This is a genomic window from Megasphaera massiliensis (assembly GCF_036305205.1).
Taxonomy (GTDB): Bacteria; Bacillota; Negativicutes; order Veillonellales; family Megasphaeraceae; genus Megasphaera; species Megasphaera massiliensis.
On the sequence record NZ_JAXIXE010000041.1, the window covers coordinates 99209 to 118237 of the forward strand.

A 19029-nucleotide genomic window follows, 5' to 3' on the forward strand; every position below is an offset into this window, starting at 1 on the left:
TATTCACCTGAATTTTCTAGTTCGATTCAAATCCTTCCGCCTTTGTCCGGAACGGACAGGCGGACGGCCTGACTGACTTTGATGACGCCGTGGTGCAATGAGGCACTTCGGCCCGTAACCGATGAGGTCACGACGGCCCGCCAGGCATAAGGCCTTATAGACAATATCATAATTCGCCGGGTTCTTGTACTGCATAAGGGCCCGCTGCATCTGCTTTTCTTCTGCCCTGCGAGCCACGTAGACCTTTTGCCCGGTCAAGGGATTGATACCGGTATAATACATGGCCGTCGACAAACTGCCCGGCGTCGGGATAAAATCCTGGACCTGTTCAGGCTGCATATGCATGTCCCGCAGAAATTCGGCCAGGGCTACGGCATCTTTTAAGGTACAGCCCGGATGACTGGACATGAAATAGGGGACCAAGTACTGTTTCTTGCCCAGTTCCCGATTGGCTTCATCGAACCAGTCCTTAAAGGTCAGAAATGCGTTGACATCGGCCTTTCCCATGAGGTCGGTCACGTGTTTGACGACGTGTTCCGGCGCGACTTTCAGCTGACCGCTGACGTGATACTGGCAGAGTTCTTTAACGAATTCTTTGTTGCCGTCGGCCAATACGTAATCATAGCGAAGGCCGGAGCGAACGAAGACCTTCTTCACGCCTTTTACATGACGAATTTTCCGCAGGAGCTGCAGATAATCGTCATGGGACGTATTGAGGTTCTGACAGGTTTCACTGCCGATACAGTGGCGATTGCGGCAGACGCCGTCAGTCAGTTGCTTTTGACAAGCCACGTGACGAAAGTTGGCCGTCGGACCGCCGACGTCGTGGATATAGCCTTTAAAGCCCGGAAGCTTCGTCATCCGTTCGGTCTCGCGAACGAGGGATTCCTGGCTGCGGTGCTGGATGATGCGTCCCTGGTGGCTGGCAATGGCGCAGAAATGACAGTGGCCGAAACAGCCGCGCTGACTGGTCAGGCTGAACTGTACTTCCTGCAAAGCCGGAACCCCACCGGCAGCATCGTAATCAGGATGCCAGCGACGCTGAAAGGGCAGCTCGTAAATGGCATCCATCTCTTCCGTCGAAAGGGGCAGTGCCGGCGGCGTCTGGACGACGAAGCGGTTTTCTGACGGCTGGATGATGGTCTTTCCGTAAAAAGGATCCTGCTCTTCATACTGCATTTTAAAAGCCTTGGCAAAAGCCGCTTTATCGGCCCGGACCTCTTCATAAGACGGGCAGACGACGGTCTTGTCCGAAATAGGCGGTTTCCCGGTCACGTAGCAGATGCCGCGGATGTCGTACATCTCAGCGACGGACTTACCTTCAGCCAGGGCATCGGCGATTTCTACAATGGAGTGTTCCCCCATGCCATAACTGAGGATATCGGCCTTGCTGTCGAGGAGTATCGAGTGGCGCACCTTATCGGACCAGTAGTCATAATGAGCAAAGCGGCGCAGGCTGGCCTCGATACCGCCGATGATGAGGGGCACGTCTTTATAGGCCTCGCGCATGCGATTGGCATAGACAATCGTCGCCCGTTCCGGCCGATGCCCCGTTTCCCCACCCGGTGAATAACTGTCGCGACTGCGGAACTTTCGAGCCGCCGTCTTTTCATTGAGCATGGAATCGAGGTTGCCTGCCGTAATCAAAGCGGCCAGCCGCGGACGGCCTAAGGCTTTAAAGGCGTCTGCACTGTGCCAGTCAGGCTGGGAAATCAGGCCGACACGATAGCCCCGGCTTTCGAGGACGCGGCCGATAAGGGCTGCGGCAAAACCGGGGTGATCGACATAGGCGTCGCCATTGATGTAGACAAAATCAAGTTGATCCCAGCCGCGTCTTTTCATATCTTCCCGACTGGTTACTAAGAAATTCTCGCGCATATGGCTCCTTATTTACATTAAAATCCAAATGATGAGCAACAGAAAAATGATGATGCCGGCCACAATCGTAATTTCCGGCCAATTTCCCTGCCGCGTCTTTTTCTTCTTACTGTCTTTCCTATTTTTTTGATGTTTGGCAGGAACGATGGTCCGCACTTCGGGTCTTGGCGTCCGTTCTTCAACGGAGGCCTTATATTCTTGGACCAAGGCAATGCCGTCCAGTTCCAAAAAATTGCCGTAGTTTCGGATAAAGCCTTTGACGAATACGGCGCCGGGAATGGCATCATATTCATTGGCTTCCAAGGCTTCCAAGTATTCCCGCTTTATATTGAGGGCCTCCGATACGTCTTGTAAGGTCAGACCCTGTTGTTCTCTCGCTAATCGTAATACGTCACCGATCGAAGATTCCTTCACTGTCTTTCTCTCCCTATTTACTATAATCGTATCCTTTATTATATAACAGATACGACAAAGGGTACAGGGGTTCAGCCCAAATACTTCTGTTGGACTTCGTCGGCAGTCATCAAAATATCCCGCGGCTTACTGCCGTTATTGGGGCCGACGATGTGCATAGCTTCCATCATATCGATCATGCGGGCAGCCCGCGTATAGCCGATGCGGAAGCGGCGCTGGAGCATAGACGTTGAAGCCTGGCCGGTCTCGAGAACCATATCGATGGCCTGACGCATGAGGTCATCTTCAAAAAAATCGACGCTGTCTTCGGCGTTTTCAGACTGTGCCTTTTGGACCGACTCGTCGTAATGAGGTCCGTCCTGCCCCTTGATAAATTCGACCATCTCGTCGATTTCCGAATCGGAAATAAAGGCTCCTTGGACGCGAAGCGGTTTGGAAGCACCGAGCGGATAAAAGAGCATATCCCCTTTACCGATGAGTTTATCGGCGCCGGCCATGTCCAGGATCGTCCGAGAATCGACCTGACTCGATACGGCAAAGGCAATACGGCTGGGCACATTGGCCTTAATAAGGCCGGTCAGGACGTCTACCGACGGACGCTGCGTGGCCAGGACTAAGTGCATGCCGCAGGCACGGGCTTTCTGGCCCAGGCGGATGATCGACTTTTCGACGTCATCGGAGGCCATCATCATGAGGTCAGCCAATTCGTCGATGATGATGACGATAAAGGGCATCGTTTCCTCAGGATGAAGTTCGTTATAACGAGAAATATCCCTCGTATGGGTGAGGGCAAATCGCTTGTAACGGTCATCCATTTCGCGAACGGCCCAGCGCAGGACACTGGCAGCCTTCTTGGGATCGGTCACGACCGGGGTCAGCAAATGAGGAATTCCGTTGTAGTTTGATAATTCAACGACTTTCGGATCGATGAGGATCAATTTTACATCTTCCGGCCGCTGCTTAAAGAGGATGCTGGCAATGAAGGTATTGATGCAGACACTCTTCCCGGAACCCGTAGACCCTGCCACCAGAAGGTGCGGCATCTTGGTCAAATCGGCTACGATGGGATTGCCGGCAATATCTTTCCCCAAGCAGACAGGAACGCCTCTTGCGGCCTTTTGGAAGGTTTCACTTTCGATGACGTCGCGCAGGTTGACGCCGGTCAGTTTCTTATTCGGCACTTCAATGCCAACGGCAGCCTTGCCGGGAATCGGCGCTTCGATACGGATATCCGTCGCTGCCAATTTAAGGGCAATGTCATCGGCCAAGTGGACAATTTTACTGACCTTGACACCGGCAGCCGGTTCCAGTTCATAGCGTGTAATGGACGGCCCCTGGCTGGCATTTAAAATCTTGGCATCGATGTTGAAGCTCTGCAGGGTTTCTTTTAAAATAGCAGCATTTTCCCGAACTTCGTCACTGAGACCGACCGTATGTTGGGGACCTGGCTTCAGAATGGAAACAGACGGCAGGCGGTACAGTTTCTTGCCCTCCGCTTTAGGCACAGCACTGCTGCCTTCATCACTGAGTTCGACAGCCACACTGCTCTGTTCGACTTCAATCGGTTTGATATCGTCCATATCGTGACTGAGGACATCCCGTTCTTCGGCTAAGGACGGAGCCTTGGTCGGCTGAACGTCGTGCGCCGTCGGTTCCGCATCGGAAACGACGGTTTCATGGATCTGACTGTAATCGGGAGCCTCTTCCATATCGTCTACGCCCTGTTCAAGGATGTTATCCCAATAATCATCTGCCTCTTCTGAAGACAGGTTTTCCTCGATAGGACGAGAATCAAAGCTGACTTCTTCCACACCGTTTCCAAGATCCCGGGCATCGGAAATCTGAATGCCCTCGGTCTGTGCTTCCGGAACGGCAGTCGGTGCCTTGTCCGGCTCTTCCTTGGGAGCCTGATCAAGAGCTTGAAAATCGAAAATCTTCCGCTTTTCATGCCATTGGCGCAGGGACTGGGAGGCATCCTGCAGGCCTTCGACGGCTTTTCCGGAAACGCGGGCCGCTTCCTGGCCGGCCTTATCGGCTACGACGGCTACAGGTTGAGAAATCGACCAATTCTTCCAAATCAGAAAGGTAACGATAGCCGCTCCCACAATGGCCATAAAGGCCCCAAAAAAGCCGAGAAACTGCTGCAGCACCGAGGATACGACGGCCCCGATGATACCTCCTCCGACAGACAAGCTGGACGGCAGGAATTCCGTCCCTTCCGGAATGACCAACAAATGAATAAGCCCCAAAAGGAGCACATAAATCCAAGTGCCGATGAGCCAGGACCGCGATACGGGGCAGGCCTTGCGAACGACAATATACTTCAGCCCCAGAACGACCAAAGACAGGCTGACAACAATCCGTCCCAAGCCAAAGATATACGATAAGACATTGTCCACATTATGTCCGATACGACCGGTATCGATGCCCATAAACCCGACGGTCGCGAAGACGCCGAATAAGATGCAGAAAATACCGATAATCTCATATTTTAAAAGGGGCGACTTCTCTGCCCGTTTGGCAGTCCGAGTCCGCCGGGTCGTCCGCTTGCGGCGGGGGCTTTTAGGGGTCCTTCCGTTTGCCAAAATAGTTCACCTTCCACTAATAGATTACTTGTCACTGCGGCGTTTATGCCAGGCAGCGGCCATATCTTTTTCATGGCCATAAGGTCTTTCCTGATAATACGACGCACCTTTCAGGGCCTCCGGCAAATACTGCTGATCGACCCAGGCGCCGTCAAAATCGTGAGGATACTGATAATTTATACCGTGCCCCAACTTGGCGGCTCCGCTGTAATGACTGTCCCGCAAATGAGCCGGAATGTCGCCGCAGTCTTTACGGCGCACATCGCTGAGGGCCGCATCGACAGCAAGGTAAGCGCTGTTGCTCTTGGGTGCACAGGCAACATAGATGACGGCTTCCGACAAGATGATCCGTCCTTCAGGCCAGCCGACAAATTGAACGGCTTGGGCCGCTGCATTGGCGATGACCAAGGCCTGGGGATCGGCAAGGCCGACGTCTTCAGCAGCACAGATGACCAGGCGGCGGGCAATAAAGGACGGCTGCTCGCCGGCTTCGATCATGCGGGCCAGGTAATGCAGGGCCGCATCGGGATCAGAACCGCGCATGCTTTTTATAAAGGCCGATACCGTATCATAATGGGCATCGCCTTTCTTATCATAGGTATACACCTTATGACCGGCTACTTTTTCGATGGCTTCCTGTGTCAACTTCCCGCCGACAGGAACGACCATGGCAACCTGTTCCAACAGATTAAGGCCGACGCGGGCATCGCGATCAGCCAGGCGGGCAATGGTTCCCAGCATTTCGTCGCTGCCTTCAATGCCGAGGTTTCCCAATCCCTTCACCGTATCGGTCAGGGCCCTGCGCAGCACAGACACGACGGCCTGTTCTGACAAGGGCTGAAGGGAAATGACCCGCAGCCGGGATAATAAAGGTCGGTTGACTTCAAAATAAGGATTTTCCGTCGTGGCCCCGACCAAAATGACCGTCCCGTCTTCGACATAAGGCAGGAGCACGTCTTGCTGACTCTTATTGAAGCGGTGGATTTCATCGATAAAGAGAATCGTCCGCTTTTGATATAAATGAACCGCTTCCTTGGCAGCTGCAATCACTTTTCGCAGCTCTGCCGTCCCGGCGGTTACGGCATTCAAGGTCACAAAGCGGCTGTCCGTTTCCGTTGCGATGACATGGGCCAGCGTCGTCTTACCGACGCCGGACGGGCCATAGAACAAGAGCGACGGAATCGTATCCCGTTCGATCATCATCCGAAGGAAACTCCCCGGACCTATCAATTCATCCTGTCCATAGACGTCATCCAATGATTCAGGCCGCATGCGGACGGCCAGCGGCGCATACTCCCTGCCGCTCCGTTCATCGGCCATGGAAAATAAATCGTCTCCGCTCATTTGTTTGCTCTCCAGACTAAATAGAACGCCGCCAAGAGGTTCTTAGCGGCGGAAACATACATACATTCGTGAACAAGAAAAGAGCCCCACCATGCCGTTTATAAACCGAGTTTTGAGCCTGCCTAAGCAGGTGGGTGTCCTCCTATATGGGTCGACAGTCCAGTGAAGGCATTGCCTCGCAATATAGAGACCGAACTCCCAATGTAAAAAGTGTTGGTTCAAAACATCGAGACCATTTACGTACACAGTAGGGTTTCTTCTTGTACATAGTATAATAAAATACTCAAGAAAAATCAAGCCTTGACAATGTGAAAAGGGGCTGCTGCCCATACAGCATCCCCTTTTCAAGACCTTAGCAGGGCCCGGAAGGACCTGTTAACGACTTTATGACACCGATGAAAATCGGTCTTATTTTACAACCTTTTTAACCGTTTCGACGACATTTTCTGTCGTGAAGCCGAATTTTTTGAACAGTGTGCCTGCCGGGGCCGAAGCACCGAAGGACTTCATGGAAACCGTAGCACCGTCGAGGCCGACGTATTTGCCCCAACCGAAATCGGAAGCGGCTTCTACAGCGACACGGGCCCGTACGGCTTTCGGGAGTACCTGTTCTTTATAGGCTTCATCCTGCTGTTCGAAGAGTTCGAGGCAGGGCATGCTGACGACGCGGACATCGATACCGGCCTTAGCCAGTTCTGCTTTAGCGTTGACAGCCAATTCAACTTCAGAGCCGCTGGCCATGATGATGGCATCGGGAACGGCTTTCGAAGCGTCGGCAATGACGTAAGCACCCTTCAAAGCATCTTTACTGCTGCCGGAAAGCTGCGGCAGGTTCTGACGCGTGAGGACCAAAGCCGTCGGCGTCTTCTGGCTGGTAACAGCCAAATACCAACCGGCAGCCGTTTCCGTAGCATCGGCCGGACGGAAGACGTTGACGTTGGGAATGGAGCGCAGCATAGCCAGCTGTTCAATCGGTTCATGTGTCGGGCCGTCTTCGCCGACGCCGATGCTGTCGTGGGTCAGGACGTACGTCGTCGGAAGTCCCATGAGGGCAGCCAAGCGGATCATCGGTTTCATGTAATCACTGAATACGAAGAAGGTACCGGCATAGGGGCGAACGCCGCCGTGGAGGGCAAGACCGTTGGTCATGGCACCCATAGCCAGTTCGCGGACACCGAAGTGGATGTTGCGGCCGCTGTAATCGGCTTTGCTGAAGGAACCTTCGCCCTTCATTTCCGTCTTGTTCGACGGAGCCAGGTCAGCACTGCCGCCAAAGAGCTGCGGCATACGATCTTTCAAGCGGTTGATCATCGTGCCGGACAGGCTGCGCGTTGCCTGCGGTTTATCTTCATAAGCCCAGAATTCTTCATCGTTTAAGAGGGCGTTGGCATCGATATCGGAATGGTAAGCATCCCATTTAGCCTTCATATCCGGGAAGGCTGCAGCGTAAGCGTCGAACAGTTTCTGCCAATCACTTTCAGCAGCTGCTGCTTTTTTGCTCAGTTCTTCATAATGTGCATAGACTTCGTCGGGAACGTAGAAGGTTTCTTCCGGCTTCGGCCAGTTGAGGTTTTTCTTCATAGCGACGACGTTTTCTTCGCCGAGAGGCGAGCCATGAGCATCGGCAGAACCCTGTTTAGCCGGGCAGCCGTAACCGATCTGGGTCTTAATGGTAATGAACGACGGATGTTCTTTATCGGCTTTTGCTTCTTCGATAGCTTTGCCGATAACAGCCGTGTCCGTTCCGTCTTCGACAGTAATCGTCTGGAAGCCGAAAGCAGCCATGCGGGCCTGGACATTTTCCGTGAAGGCCAGATCCGTGTTGCCTTCAATGGAAATATTGTTGCTGTCATAGAGGATGACCAACTTGGACAGACCGAGGGTTCCGGCCAAAGAAAGGGCTTCGGACGAAATGCCTTCCATCAGGCAGCCGTCGCCGCAAAGAGCAAAGGTGTAGTGGTCGACGACGGGATAGTCCGGTTTATTGAAAACAGCCGCCAAATGAGCTTCGGCCATAGCCATGCCGACAGCCATGCCAAGGCCTGCACCGAGAGGACCCGTCGTAGCTTCAACGCCGGTCGTATGGGCATATTCCGGATGGCCCGGTGTCAAGGAGCCGTCTTGACGGAACTGCTTAATATCATCCAGGGTAAGGCCGTAGCCATACAAGTGAAGCAGCGAATACAGCAGCATCGAGCCGTGGCCTGCTGAGAGGATAAAGCGGTCCCGGTTCGCCCATTTCGGGTCTTTTGCATTGTGGTTCATGTGATTTGCCCAAAGTTCATAGGCAATCGGAGCAGCCCCCAAGGGCAGTCCGGGATGGCCGGAATTTGCCTTTTGGATTGCATCCGCCGACAATACACGAATGGCATTTACACAAGTCGTATCAATGGTGCTCATTAGTCAAATCGCTCCTTTTTAGGTTCGTTAAATATAAATAAACATTTACACTTTATTATGTAAAAAAAGGACTGTCCTGTCAATGGCAAAATGTCTTTTCGAATATGAATTCATTCGCTTGGCTGTCATTTAGGATAGCCAAAAAGAATTATGCTATAATAAAAAGGCCTGTATATTTCGCATAGAAAGGATAGGATCATGACTAAAAAATACTTTTTCTTTGACATTGACGGGACCCTGGGTCTTGGAATTTCAAGCATCATTCCGGCTGACAGCCTCTATTGCCTGCGCCGCCTCATGAAGGCCGGCCATTTTGTATCCATCGCCTCGGGAAGATTACAGCACGATGCTCAGACCTTTGCCGACCGCTATGGGATACCGGCCGTCGTAGCCGACGGCGGCAACAGCTTGTCCTTAAACGGAGACGTGTTCGAAATGACCGGCCTTCCCCTTGAAAACTGCAAATCCCTTTTACACGAATTGGATCGGCGCGGCTTTGCCTGGGCCGTCGTCACCGACAACACGATCCATCGTTACACCCCCTATGAGACCTTTCCTCACGCCGACCCGCGCAACTATATGAAAACCGTCGTCAAACCCATCGATATCGACGAGTTGACGACGGTCTATAAAATCATGTACGCCCGGCCGGAGAAAAAAGATGATGAACCCGATTCATACGGTCTGCCTCACTTGGAATATATCGACCATACATACCTCATCGAACCGACGGATAAGCGCCGCGGCATCCTGCGCATGCTGTCCCGCGTCGGCGGAAAGCCGGAGGACGCCGTCGTATTCGGTGACGGATTCAACGACATCACCATGTTCGAAAAGCCATTCTTCGCCATCGCCATGGGCAGCCCGGGAGGCCCTCAAAGAGCGAGCCGACTATATCACAGACGACCACGACAAGGGCGGCATTTTAAAGGCCTGTAAAAAATTCGGCTGGTTATAAGGGATCGTTCCGGCCGGCCCCTTTAAGGAGTGCATCTTTCAGCCGGTCTTCGATCTGAAGCAGTTCCTGTTCGGCTGCCTGCCGCTTCTGACGGCCTTCACTTTGAATGCGAAGCGTATCTTCAATGGTAGCAATCAAATCGTCATTGACCTGTTTTACCGTTTCGATATCGACGATGGCCCGTTCATTTTCAACGGCCGTGTCATGAGAATTCTGCTTGAGCATGGCGGCATTGCGCTTTAAGAGGTCATTCGTCGTATTGGACACAGCCTGCTGCATCTGGAGGGCTTCCTTCTGCCGACTAAGACCGAGGGCCAGGATCATCTGGTTCTTCCACAGGGGGATCGTATTATAAATAGCACTCTGAATCCGATCGACGAGGATTTTGTCATTGTCCTGGATGATCCGGATCTGCGGCGCCGTCTGAATGGCAATGGTCTTACTGATTTTCAGGTCATGAACCTTCTTTTCAAAGCGGCTGACAGAATTTTTAAAATCCTGGACAACCTGTGTCGCCATCGGGTTGTCTGAGGCCTGAGCCTGGGCTTCCAATTGAGGAATCGTCGTTTCATTCAATTCCTGAATTTTTTCTTCCCCGGCCTGGATGTAGAGCTGGAGCTGCTTAAAATATTCCAAATTCTTATCGTACAGCCCGTCGAACATGGCTACGTCCTTCATGAGGATCATCTTCTGCTTGTCGAGACCGGCCTGAATATTGTCGATCTGAGCCGACAAGGTCAAATAAGACTGCTGCAATGCCGGCACCTTTTTAAATAAGGACCCGACGACAGGGATATTCGCCAAGAATCCCTTAGGGCCATCTTGTTCTTCTTCAAAATCGTGAACTTTCTTTACCAGGTCGTTGAGAAGGTCACCGGCTGCCGTCTGATCAGTACTCTTTACGGTCGATAAGATGCTGTTGGAGAAAGACGCGATATTGTTTTGGGCAGCAATGCCGTATTGGGCAATGGCATTGGCCGTTACCAAGTTTATCGACTCTTTGATGGTATCGACTTGTTTCCGTTCTTCGGCTGTAAGCGTTTCCACCTGACGATTAAAATTGACCAGTTCCTTCTTTTCATAGCTTTTGGGAGTGCCCTCATCGGACTGTTTTTTATCCAAAAGGTCGTTCAAATTAATCTCCGCCATAATAACACCCTACTTTCGTTTCGTATTTAAAAATTTATCCGTCAAATCAATGATTGAGTTGACCAAATCATTATTGCGTTCCGGAATTTTTCGGCTTTCGGGAATTTCAGGCTTTAAGCCGTCGGCAGCCATATTGTCCTTCATAACCTTCATTTCTGCATCGAGGTCCATGAGCTGGGCATTGAGGACCTTAGAAAATTGGTCGGCATAGGCTTCATCAAAATTATTCAAGAGTCGTTTAATCTGAAGCTTAGACTGCTGTACTTCCGCAGCGTCAAGGCCGGTCTGTTCCAGTTCTTTATACTTTTGTACCAACAAAATGGCTCGATCTTGGTAATAATCGACGAAGCGGCGTGCCAGACTGATTCGTTCCGGATGACTTTGGAGATACGTCAAAAAATTTTTAGCAATGCCCTGCATCTTGCCAACCTGCTTACGCAGTTCCTTATCGCTTAAGGTCTTCATTTCCCGATCAAGGGTATTGAAGTCTTCGACGGCCCGCTTAAAGAGGTCTGTGTTGAGTTTATCGAGTTCTTCATTGCCGCTGGAAACGACGACTTTAGGCTTGAACTTCTTCCCCCGAAAGGCAAACCGAAGGGCAACAAGACCGACGATTAAAGCAAGAATGCCCGGGATATTGGTAATTTCCAGGATCCCTGCCGTTACGAAACAAAGAAGGGCTATAAAAAACATAAGAACGCGCATAATATTGCCTCCTCCGTATAAAGATTCTCTTTTGTTAATCATACCATATTTCCCGGACATTTGTCGTCATTCTGTTAATATTTACCAAAAAAAGAAGCTGCCTGGGAACTGACCCCCTAACGTGGGACCAAAAATCCGACGTCAGAGGGTCAGTTCACTATTGGGCAGCTTCTTTTTCAGCTTGCTTTTCTTTATAACGTTTCGTCCATTTCCAGCGATTGTGCAACCAGAACCAGTCTTCCGGATATTGACGGATATGGGCTTCTAAACGGTCATTGAGTTCCTGTGTCGTTTCGTACATGATACGCGCTTTTTCTTCTTTTGAGAGCTTGTGATCTGCCGTATAAGGGCGCAGCGGCGGCTGTACTTCAACGACGTGATGGTACGGCCTGTCTTCCCGGATAAAGATAGGTACGATGGGATAGTTGGCGATACCGGACATCTTGGCCGGCCCGTCAGCCGTCAGCGTATCGAGGCCAAAGAATTTAACCATGATACCCGTATATCCCGGGTCCTGATCCATGAGCAGGCCGATATAGTGACCGTCCCGGAGGAGCCTCACCATATCGCGAATGCCCGTCTTATAGGTAACGTGCTGCTTCATCATAGCCCGATATTCGTTGATGAACTTATCGGCACTATGACTGTCTTGCTCCTGAGCCACGGAAATGAGGGGATAGCCGTTCATGGCAAGGACGGCTCCGAGGAGCTCCCAGTTTCCGGCATGGGAAGCCATGATGATGGCTCCGTCACCGCTTTCCTTGAGCGCGTCTAAATGCTCGCGGCCGACGAAGGAGACTTTCTCATCGAGGGTTTCCTTCGTATAGACCGGATACCGTAAGACTTCTATGATCATCGGACCAAAGCGAAGTGTACTGGCTTTGGCAATAGCCATGGCCTCGTTCGGATCGTCGGTAATGCCGCATTTCAAAATTTGCTCCTGAGCCAATACTTTTCGTTTTTTCGGGACAAAAGTCCAGAAAAAAGAACCTAAAAAAATGCCCAGGCTGCGGCAGCAGCCGTCAGGAAGATGGCAGATAATCCAGCTCAGACATTTCATGAAGGTGTACATAAGCTTGTCCTCTTACTGCTGTTCTAATTTCTGTTCTAACTGGGCAATCTTTTTCTGCAGGTCCTTGATGGTCTTGGCCATTTCCGGTAAATGCTTCAAAAATACCTGGGTGCGGCTCCATTCCATGTGAGGCCGTGCCGGGAACCCGGCATAGGTCTGATTGCCTTTGATATTGCCGATAATTCCTGACTTACCGGCAAAAACAGCGTTGTCGCCAATCGTAACGTGGCCCGTACAGCCCGTCTGTCCGGCAAAGATAACGTGATTGCCGGCCTTGGTACTGCCGGCAATGCCGGACTGGGCAATGATAAAGCAATCTTCACCGATTTCAACGTTGTGCCCCAGGTGGACCAGGTTATCGATTTTAGTACCTCTACCAACCTTCGTCGCCCCCAGGGTCGCATTGTCCAAGCAGGTGCAGGCGCCAATTTCGACGTCGTCACCGAGGATGACGTTTCCGATCTGCGGAATGCGGGTATGCTTCCCTTTTTCCGTGGCAAAGCCGAAGCCTTCGCCACCGATGACGGCATGAGCCCGGATAACAGCATTTTTGCCGAGGACGCAGTGTTCGTGGATGACGGCGCCGGGATAGAGGACCGAGCCTTCGCCAATTTTGACATGGTCACCTAAAAAGACGTAGGGATAAATGACAGACCCCTTACCGATTTCAACGTTTTTGCCGATGACGGCATAAGGCATGATGGAGACATCTTCCCCGATGACAGCAGTCTCATCGACGATAGCCGTCGGATGAATACCGGGCGTAATCGACTGACGGGGGTGAAACAAGACCAGGAGCTGCGAAAAAGCCAAACGGGGATTTTCTACGATGACCAGTGTATTATCACCGGCCGGTACTTCTTTGTCGACAATGACGGCGCCGGCATGGACCTGCGGCAAATATTCCGTATACGGATCAACGGCAAAGGTAATATCGTTTTGACCTGCTTCTTCCAGGCTTTTTACGTCACCAATGACGGCATCACCGTTGCCGATGACCGTCCCGCCCAGCAATACTGCTAATTCCTGTACTGTTTTATTCACTATATACAACCCCTTTTTACTGCATTTTGGCAATAAGATCATCGGTAACATCGATGCCGCCGGAAGGAACGGCTTCTTTCATGACGATGATGCCGACGTTTTTATCCTTAGCGATATCACCTAACCGGCTTTCAAGATCCGACATGAATTGACGCTGCATGCTGGCGCCGAAAATATTGAGTTCCTGCTGAGCCTGCTGCTGCTTCTTCTGAAAATCTTCAGCAGACATGGTCTGTTTCGCATCCTGCAGTTCTTTATCGATAGCCTTCTGCTTATCTTCCGTCTTCTGCTTATATTGCTGAACAAGGGGCGCTTCTTTCTGTATGCGCGACATATCGACAACACCTACATTATCTTTACCGCCGCAGCCGGCAAGAGCCCCTGTAAGGGCTACCATGACGGCGACGATTCCAAAGCGCTTCCAAACTTTTTTCATTCCTAAAAGCCTCCTGTTATGCCAATTTGGCAATGATATCATCAGTCACATCGGCGGCTGTACCGACACCTTCATAGTCGGAAAAGATCATGTCGATGCCCTGTTCCTGAGCAACGGCAGCCGCCTTATCACGGATATCTGCCATGATGGCTTCTTTCACATCGTTCATTTCTTTTTCTTTTGCATCGAGCTTATCTTTCCACTCTTTATTCCACACAGCCGGTTCGGGCCGATTTTTCAGTTCCCCCATTTGCTGTTGGAAAACCGCTTGACTCTGAAGTTTGCGCCCTTCAAGGTCGGTCTTGACCTGCTGGGCATAGTCTTCGAGTTCCTTCTTAGCCTGAGCCTTGTAGGGCTCCATAGCCGCAGCGATTTCATTGGCCGTACTGCCAGTCACCAACACCTCTGCATTACTGCCTCTCAAGAGGGCTTGCAGCTGTTCTTCCGTCGCTGCCCGCTCTTCTTTTGAAAGGTCTAAGGTCTTCAGCTTCAGCTGGAGATTGACGATTTTTAAGGCATCGGCATCTGATATGACCGGTGTCGTCTTTTTCTTTTCTTCGACGAGGGCGTCATACTGCTGTTTTAAACGGTTGTTGAGCTCGTCCTGCTTGATGGCGACTTTAGCCTGTAATTCCTGATTGAGAGCCGCCGTACCGGCTGCATCGACAGCCGCAAACTGCTGCATCGACACGCCTTCGGCTTGAGCCTTACGGGAATAATTCCATTGTTCAAACTGATATTGGGCAACCATGGCATTGTATTCCAGTTCTAACCGGTGATACTCGCTGTAGCGCGGATGGCTCATGACGACGTGTTCCAAGTCTGCATAGGCATAGACCGGCGTCGCTGCTGCCGCTGGCACGGATTGATCCCGATGGTTGAAAAACCACCAGCCGGCCAAGAGGCAAACGAAGAGAACCACGGCACCGGCTGCCGCATATATCCGTTTCATAAGAACTCCTTACTGATTGTTGCTGGTGCTGCTGGAGGAAGCACTCGAATTCTGGTTCAGTTCTTTCGTAACCTGATCGGTAATATCCGTGCCGCCATAGAGAACGACGCTCTTTTCAACAACCAGGCTGAGGCCTTTCGTCTGGGCTACATTACCGACAGCCGTATCAACCTTATCTTTCAGGCCTTTAAAGAGTTCCTGACGTTTCGTAGTCAGTTCGCCCTGCATCTTCTGGAAGAGTTCCTGTTTCTGCTGATCATCCATGTTGGCCGACTGCTGTTCAAACTGTTTCTGCATATCTGCTTCGGCCTGCTGGAGCTGTTTCTGTACTTCAACGGCATCCTGGTTATCCGGCGTAATGATTTTGCTGGTATCGACGACGCCGATATTGCTCGAAGGCGCTGCATTTACCGGATTGCCCGTCTGCATGATAGCAAGACCGGCGATACTGAATACAAAGATAGCGGCAATGACTGCCGAGAAAATTTTAATATTGCGTTTCTTACCCATTTCAGACATCATAATAGAAAATCTCCTTTATCTTACAAATAACCTATGATTCGAAGCCAATGATCATGGTCGGATACGACATACTCTAAGCCGACGTAATCGTCCACACGATACTGAAGACCTATTTCATTTTCGGTATGCGTCATATCGCGGTCATACCGCAGGGCCCAACGGCTGCCAAGGGGCTGCCGAAACCACAGGTGATGGCTGTCGTCGAGGCTTTCAAACTGATAGCCCATCTCGGTACCGGCCGTAAAACGGTAGAAGTACCCGGGAATGATATTCCACTCAAGCTGCGAAGGCATAAATTTGACCTCGCCGTACACTTCGTGGTGACTGCCGATTTTCCGGCCCAGATGGGCCATGAGAACGGTATCATCGTCATCACTGTTCCTGCGGCCCACATCGAGATAGGCACCGCCGCGGATGTCATAAAAATCCGTTTTCGGTGTGACATAGATCGTCGTATTTTCATCGACAGAAAGGGTCGGTGTCACCTGGAGCCCGTAGTGCTTGACGACCCATTGGCGCTTCACATCACCGGAAAGATCCGCCATAACGTCCGGTTCATGACGACGGACGAAAGCGACCGGCAACCCTTCCAAACCGGCATAGGTATGCTCCAGATTGTTCCGAGCGCTGAGAAAGATGACCTTAGGCACATCTTCTCCTTTAATGGCTACGCGAACGTTGCGAACGACCGGAAGTTTAGGCATCATATAGACCGTCACGTCCGTTTCCTGACCGCCGCGAATCACGATATGCGGATAAAACTCGGGAACTCTCGTTTCCAATTCCGTTTCCATGACCGATTTGACGGCACCATTGGCCCAATCGAGGGCATCGACGGGCAGACCGATGAGCAGGTTTTCCACCATGTCACCGGCACCGCTGAGGTCTTTATCAACCATCTGGCGTCCCATTTCCGGCAAAGCCCCGTAATCGACGGTCAGGTTCACCTTGCGGATCGTATCGCCCCAAGGCCGGATACGGACATCGAGGTCGGTCCGGCTCCCCGGGTTGATGGCGATAGACTCTACGGTATAGCCGATGAGGACGCGATTGATGATATCGTTGACGATTCGCTCGTATTCCTCAGAGCGGCCGGCAATGTCTTCGCTGTCCTGATTGAGAAATACATGATTGCCGACAGTCTGAATACTGGCAGCAATCCGTCTCTGGACCAAGGGAGGGATTGCCTCTTGGACAGAAGACAGGTGTACCGCCACCTGTTCTACGGAGGCAGCGGCAACACTACTAAGACTAGCACAGACAGTAAAGACAGTCAATAAACAAGTGCGGATTCTCATCATCCACGACCTTTCACGACCCTAGAACTTGCCGCCAAAGCTGAAGTGGAACTTGCCGCCTTCGCTGCCGATACCGTAGTCTAAACGAATCGGGCCGATCGGCGTCGTAATACGGAAGCCGATACCGCCGGAATAGTGAATCTTATTATTTTCTTTATACCAAGGAATGTTTTCTACGCCGCCCCAGGCATTACCCACGTCGGTAAAGACGACGCCCTGGATTTTTTTAGCAATGGGGTAACGATATTCAATGGTCGCTTCATACATTTTGTTGCCGCGGAATTCATCGTCTTCATAGCCGCGCAGCGTATCGGCACCGCCCAAGGTAAAGAGGTCGTTGTAGGGCATGTCGCCGGTGGCAATACCGCCCATGAGACGAACGGCAATGACGTGAGCCCGGCCGACTTTATAATAGAGGCGGTTTTCTGCAATGAACTTGAAGTAGTCGAAGTCACCGCCCATGCCGTGACCGGCCCAAACACCGGTGAAGGCCAAGCGTTTCCCCTTCGTCGGATCGTAGACGTTATCGCGGTTATCGAAAACGTGAGACCAGGTCATGCTATTGGTCCGGCCGAAGTTATTCTTTAAATAATTGCGATAGGCATCGGCACTGCCGCCCCAATAACCATAGTAGTCGCCCGTCCCATCAACCCAGGACTGATAGTCAGCCCCGCTATTATAGTCGGTATATTTCGTTTTCTTCGTTTCTAAGGTGACATAGTCGCTGACGTATTCACTGCGGACACGGCCGTAGGTAACGTTGAAGCCGTTGGTCCGGCGGTCATAGTCGGCAACGGAGTCGCCCTTTTCATTATAGTCTTCGTATTCCGATTCGCGGTCAAAGAGGCTGAAGCCGATGGAGTCTCCGGCATCATTGAGGTAGGGATGAGTATAGGAGAAGATGTAGTTCTTATTGGAATCGGTGTTGCCGCCAAATTCCCAGCTGATGTTGACCTTATCACCGGTACCGCGAAGGTTCGTTTCACTGAGGCCGAGAATACCGACTAAGCCGTCCGAATCGGAGTAGCCGGCACCGATGGTAACGGACCCCGTCTTCTGTTCGGTAACGTCGATTTCAACGATGACGTTCTGGGCATTTTTCTGGCCCTGGAGGAGGCGGACGTTGACGTCTTCAAAATAGCCCGTATTATAAACACGCTGAATACTGCGGCTAGCCGCATTTTTATTGAAGATATCGCCCTTCTTCATGCGCAGTTCACGCATGATGACGTTATTCCGAGTCTTCGTATTGCCGCGGAGGTTGATATTTTCAATGCGGGCTTCGGTAATCGCAATATGGAGGGTCCCTTCGTCGTCCAAACGGACATCAGATACGTGACTCATCATATAGCCGGCATTGGCAAAGGCCGTATTGATATTGGCAACGTCATGGCTGACGACGGCCGTATTGAGGGTCGTGCCCGGCGTCGTAGCGACAAGTTTCATCAAATCGCCGGTGCTGATCGATTCGTTGCCGACGATGTCGATTTTCTTAACGACAGGATTCATTTGAACGGTATAGTTCAGGACAACGCCTTCAGGGACGTTGGTAAAGGCCGGTTTAACCGTTGAAAATAAACCCGTCGCCCCGATGACATTGAGGTCATGACGAATGTAGTCCATGTTGATGGCATCGCCGACGCGCATGGCCAGACGAGGCAGGATGTTCTGTTCAATCTGCGGTTCCGGTACGGGGCTGACCGAAACAGACGTTGCGACCTTATCGACATAAGGCTTCAGTTCGGCATCGGTTACGGCTTCACCGTAGGGCAGGGATACGTCCTGTCCGGGTTGGATGACCGCCATGGGATATCCGGGAATGGAAGTATCGAACTGCATATCACTGGTCCCGCTCATATAAGTAACTTTTTCACCGGAAATCTGCGGTGTCGTATCGACAGGTTCGGGATTTCTGGCTTCTTCAGCCTTGCGAGCCGCTTCTTCCGCTTCCTGCTGAACGGCTTCAGGACTTCTCCCGGCTGCAATGGAAGCCAGTTCATCTTCCGTTTCATAACCCGTAAGGCCTGATTTAGCAGCTTGGATTGCTTCTTCTTTAGACTCATCATTCGGCGAAGTTACGACAGCATTGACCGCTGTTTTCTTGTCATCATCCGTCGGTGCTGCCGCCGAGCCTGAAGTCGTAACCGTTCCGGTAGTCGACGCTTCATACCCGGTCGTCGCCGTCGTATCCTCTGCCCAGACGGGGCAAGTCATTATCGCGCTGGTTACCATCAGCGCGAGCAGTTTCTTCTTCCGCATATTCATAAAAATC

Annotated in this window: 15 protein-coding genes and 1 other RNA gene; 1 reads left to right on the plus strand and 15 read right to left on the minus strand. The window is 51.6% G+C overall.

Going from position 1 to position 19029, the window contains the following annotated elements; genetic code table 11:
• Nucleotides 1–3 precede the first annotated feature (3 nt).
• The 6 genes from UCI88_RS09175 to tkt form a co-directional block, all read right to left on the minus strand.
• Nucleotides 4–1878 carry a YgiQ family radical SAM protein gene (locus UCI88_RS09175; protein WP_256179921.1) on the minus strand — a complete coding sequence of 625 codons (1875 nt, stop codon included), beginning with the start codon at nt 1876–1878 and terminating at the stop codon, nt 4–6.
• Between the two features lie 12 nt (nt 1879–1890).
• Entirely contained in the window at nt 1891–2292 is a 402-nt protein-coding gene (locus UCI88_RS09180; protein WP_081651679.1) for a helix-turn-helix domain-containing protein, read from the minus strand.
• A gap of 71 nt (nt 2293–2363) precedes the next feature.
• The gene (locus UCI88_RS09185) at nt 2364–4877 is read right to left on the minus strand and encodes an FtsK/SpoIIIE family DNA translocase (RefSeq protein ID WP_256179922.1); all 2514 of its coding nucleotides are present in this window, start codon (nt 4875–4877) and stop codon (nt 2364–2366) included.
• Between the two features lie 24 nt (nt 4878–4901).
• On the minus strand, nt 4902–6221 hold the full coding sequence (locus tag UCI88_RS09190; RefSeq protein WP_044503258.1) for a replication-associated recombination protein A: 1320 nt from the start codon (nt 6219–6221) through the stop codon (nt 4902–4904).
• 79 nt (nt 6222–6300) lie between these two features.
• Nucleotides 6301–6478: non-coding RNA, 6S RNA (ssrS, locus tag UCI88_RS09195), on the minus strand.
• 151 nt (nt 6479–6629) lie between these two features.
• Complete coding sequence (gene tkt, locus UCI88_RS09200) at nt 6630–8621, minus strand: transketolase (protein ID WP_256179923.1); 1992 nt, start codon at nt 8619–8621, stop codon at nt 6630–6632.
• A gap of 198 nt (nt 8622–8819) precedes the next feature.
• Here tkt and UCI88_RS09205 point away from each other — a divergent pair, with 198 nt between their 5' ends.
• A complete protein-coding gene (locus UCI88_RS09205; protein WP_256179924.1) occupies nt 8820–9560 on the plus strand; it encodes an HAD hydrolase family protein in 741 nt (246 codons plus the stop codon).
• 13 nt (nt 9561–9573) lie between these two features.
• Here the strand turns inward: UCI88_RS09205 and UCI88_RS09210 are convergent, their stop codons facing one another.
• The 9 genes from UCI88_RS09210 to UCI88_RS09250 form a co-directional block, all read right to left on the minus strand.
• Complete coding sequence (locus UCI88_RS09210; RefSeq protein ID WP_256179925.1) at nt 9574–10728, minus strand: toxic anion resistance protein; 1155 nt, start codon at nt 10726–10728, stop codon at nt 9574–9576.
• Between the two features lie 9 nt (nt 10729–10737).
• Nucleotides 10738–11433, minus strand: coding sequence for a 5-bromo-4-chloroindolyl phosphate hydrolysis family protein (locus UCI88_RS09215; protein WP_044503262.1), 696 nt, complete (start codon nt 11431–11433; stop codon nt 10738–10740).
• Between the two features lie 157 nt (nt 11434–11590).
• Nucleotides 11591–12505 carry a lysophospholipid acyltransferase family protein gene (locus tag UCI88_RS09220; RefSeq protein ID WP_256179926.1) on the minus strand — a complete coding sequence of 305 codons (915 nt, stop codon included), beginning with the start codon at nt 12503–12505 and terminating at the stop codon, nt 11591–11593.
• 12 nt (nt 12506–12517) lie between these two features.
• Nucleotides 12518–13549 carry a UDP-3-O-(3-hydroxymyristoyl)glucosamine N-acyltransferase gene (gene lpxD / locus UCI88_RS09225; RefSeq protein ID WP_044503264.1) on the minus strand — a complete coding sequence of 344 codons (1032 nt, stop codon included), beginning with the start codon at nt 13547–13549 and terminating at the stop codon, nt 12518–12520.
• 16 nt (nt 13550–13565) lie between these two features.
• Complete coding sequence (locus tag UCI88_RS09230) at nt 13566–13985, minus strand: OmpH/Skp family outer membrane protein (protein WP_044503265.1); 420 nt, start codon at nt 13983–13985, stop codon at nt 13566–13568.
• A 16-nt stretch (nt 13986–14001) separates the two neighbouring features.
• On the minus strand, nt 14002–14937 hold the full coding sequence (locus UCI88_RS09235) for an OmpH/Skp family outer membrane protein (RefSeq protein WP_044503266.1): 936 nt from the start codon (nt 14935–14937) through the stop codon (nt 14002–14004).
• Nucleotides 14938–14946: 9 nt separating this feature from the next.
• Nucleotides 14947–15459, minus strand: a complete 513-nt coding sequence (locus tag UCI88_RS09240) for an OmpH/Skp family outer membrane protein (RefSeq protein WP_044503267.1) — start codon at nt 15457–15459, stop codon at nt 14947–14949.
• 20 nt (nt 15460–15479) lie between these two features.
• Nucleotides 15480–16634 carry a hypothetical protein gene (locus UCI88_RS09245; RefSeq protein WP_330024181.1) on the minus strand — a complete coding sequence of 385 codons (1155 nt, stop codon included), beginning with the start codon at nt 16632–16634 and terminating at the stop codon, nt 15480–15482.
• Nucleotides 16635–16778: 144 nt separating this feature from the next.
• Nucleotides 16779–19022, minus strand: a complete 2244-nt coding sequence (locus UCI88_RS09250; protein ID WP_044503269.1) for a BamA/OMP85 family outer membrane protein — start codon at nt 19020–19022, stop codon at nt 16779–16781.
• Nucleotides 19023–19029 lie beyond the last annotated feature (7 nt).

Excerpts from the sequence above, each read along its gene's own strand:
- UCI88_RS09175 (WP_256179921.1), bottom strand. The coding sequence starts at position 1,878 with ATGCGCGAGAATTTCTTAGTAACCAGTCGGGAAGATATGAAAAGACGC.
- UCI88_RS09190 (WP_044503258.1), bottom strand. The coding sequence starts at position 6,221 with ATGAGCGGAGACGATTTATTTTCCATGGCCGATGAACGGAGCGGCAGG.
- tkt (WP_256179923.1), bottom strand. The coding sequence starts at position 8,621 with ATGAGCACCATTGATACGACTTGTGTAAATGCCATTCGTGTATTGTCG.
- UCI88_RS09205 (WP_256179924.1), top strand. The coding sequence starts at position 8,820 with ATGACTAAAAAATACTTTTTCTTTGACATTGACGGGACCCTGGGTCTT.
- UCI88_RS09210 (WP_256179925.1), bottom strand. The coding sequence starts at position 10,728 with ATGGCGGAGATTAATTTGAACGACCTTTTGGATAAAAAACAGTCCGAT.
- UCI88_RS09215 (WP_044503262.1), bottom strand. The coding sequence starts at position 11,433 with ATGCGCGTTCTTATGTTTTTTATAGCCCTTCTTTGTTTCGTAACGGCA.
- UCI88_RS09220 (WP_256179926.1), bottom strand. The coding sequence starts at position 12,505 with ATGTACACCTTCATGAAATGTCTGAGCTGGATTATCTGCCATCTTCCT.
- UCI88_RS09230 (WP_044503265.1), bottom strand. The coding sequence starts at position 13,985 with ATGAAAAAAGTTTGGAAGCGCTTTGGAATCGTCGCCGTCATGGTAGCC.
- UCI88_RS09235 (WP_044503266.1), bottom strand. The coding sequence starts at position 14,937 with ATGAAACGGATATATGCGGCAGCCGGTGCCGTGGTTCTCTTCGTTTGC.
- UCI88_RS09240 (WP_044503267.1), bottom strand. The coding sequence starts at position 15,459 with ATGATGTCTGAAATGGGTAAGAAACGCAATATTAAAATTTTCTCGGCA.
- UCI88_RS09250 (WP_044503269.1), bottom strand. The coding sequence starts at position 19,022 with ATGAATATGCGGAAGAAGAAACTGCTCGCGCTGATGGTAACCAGCGCG.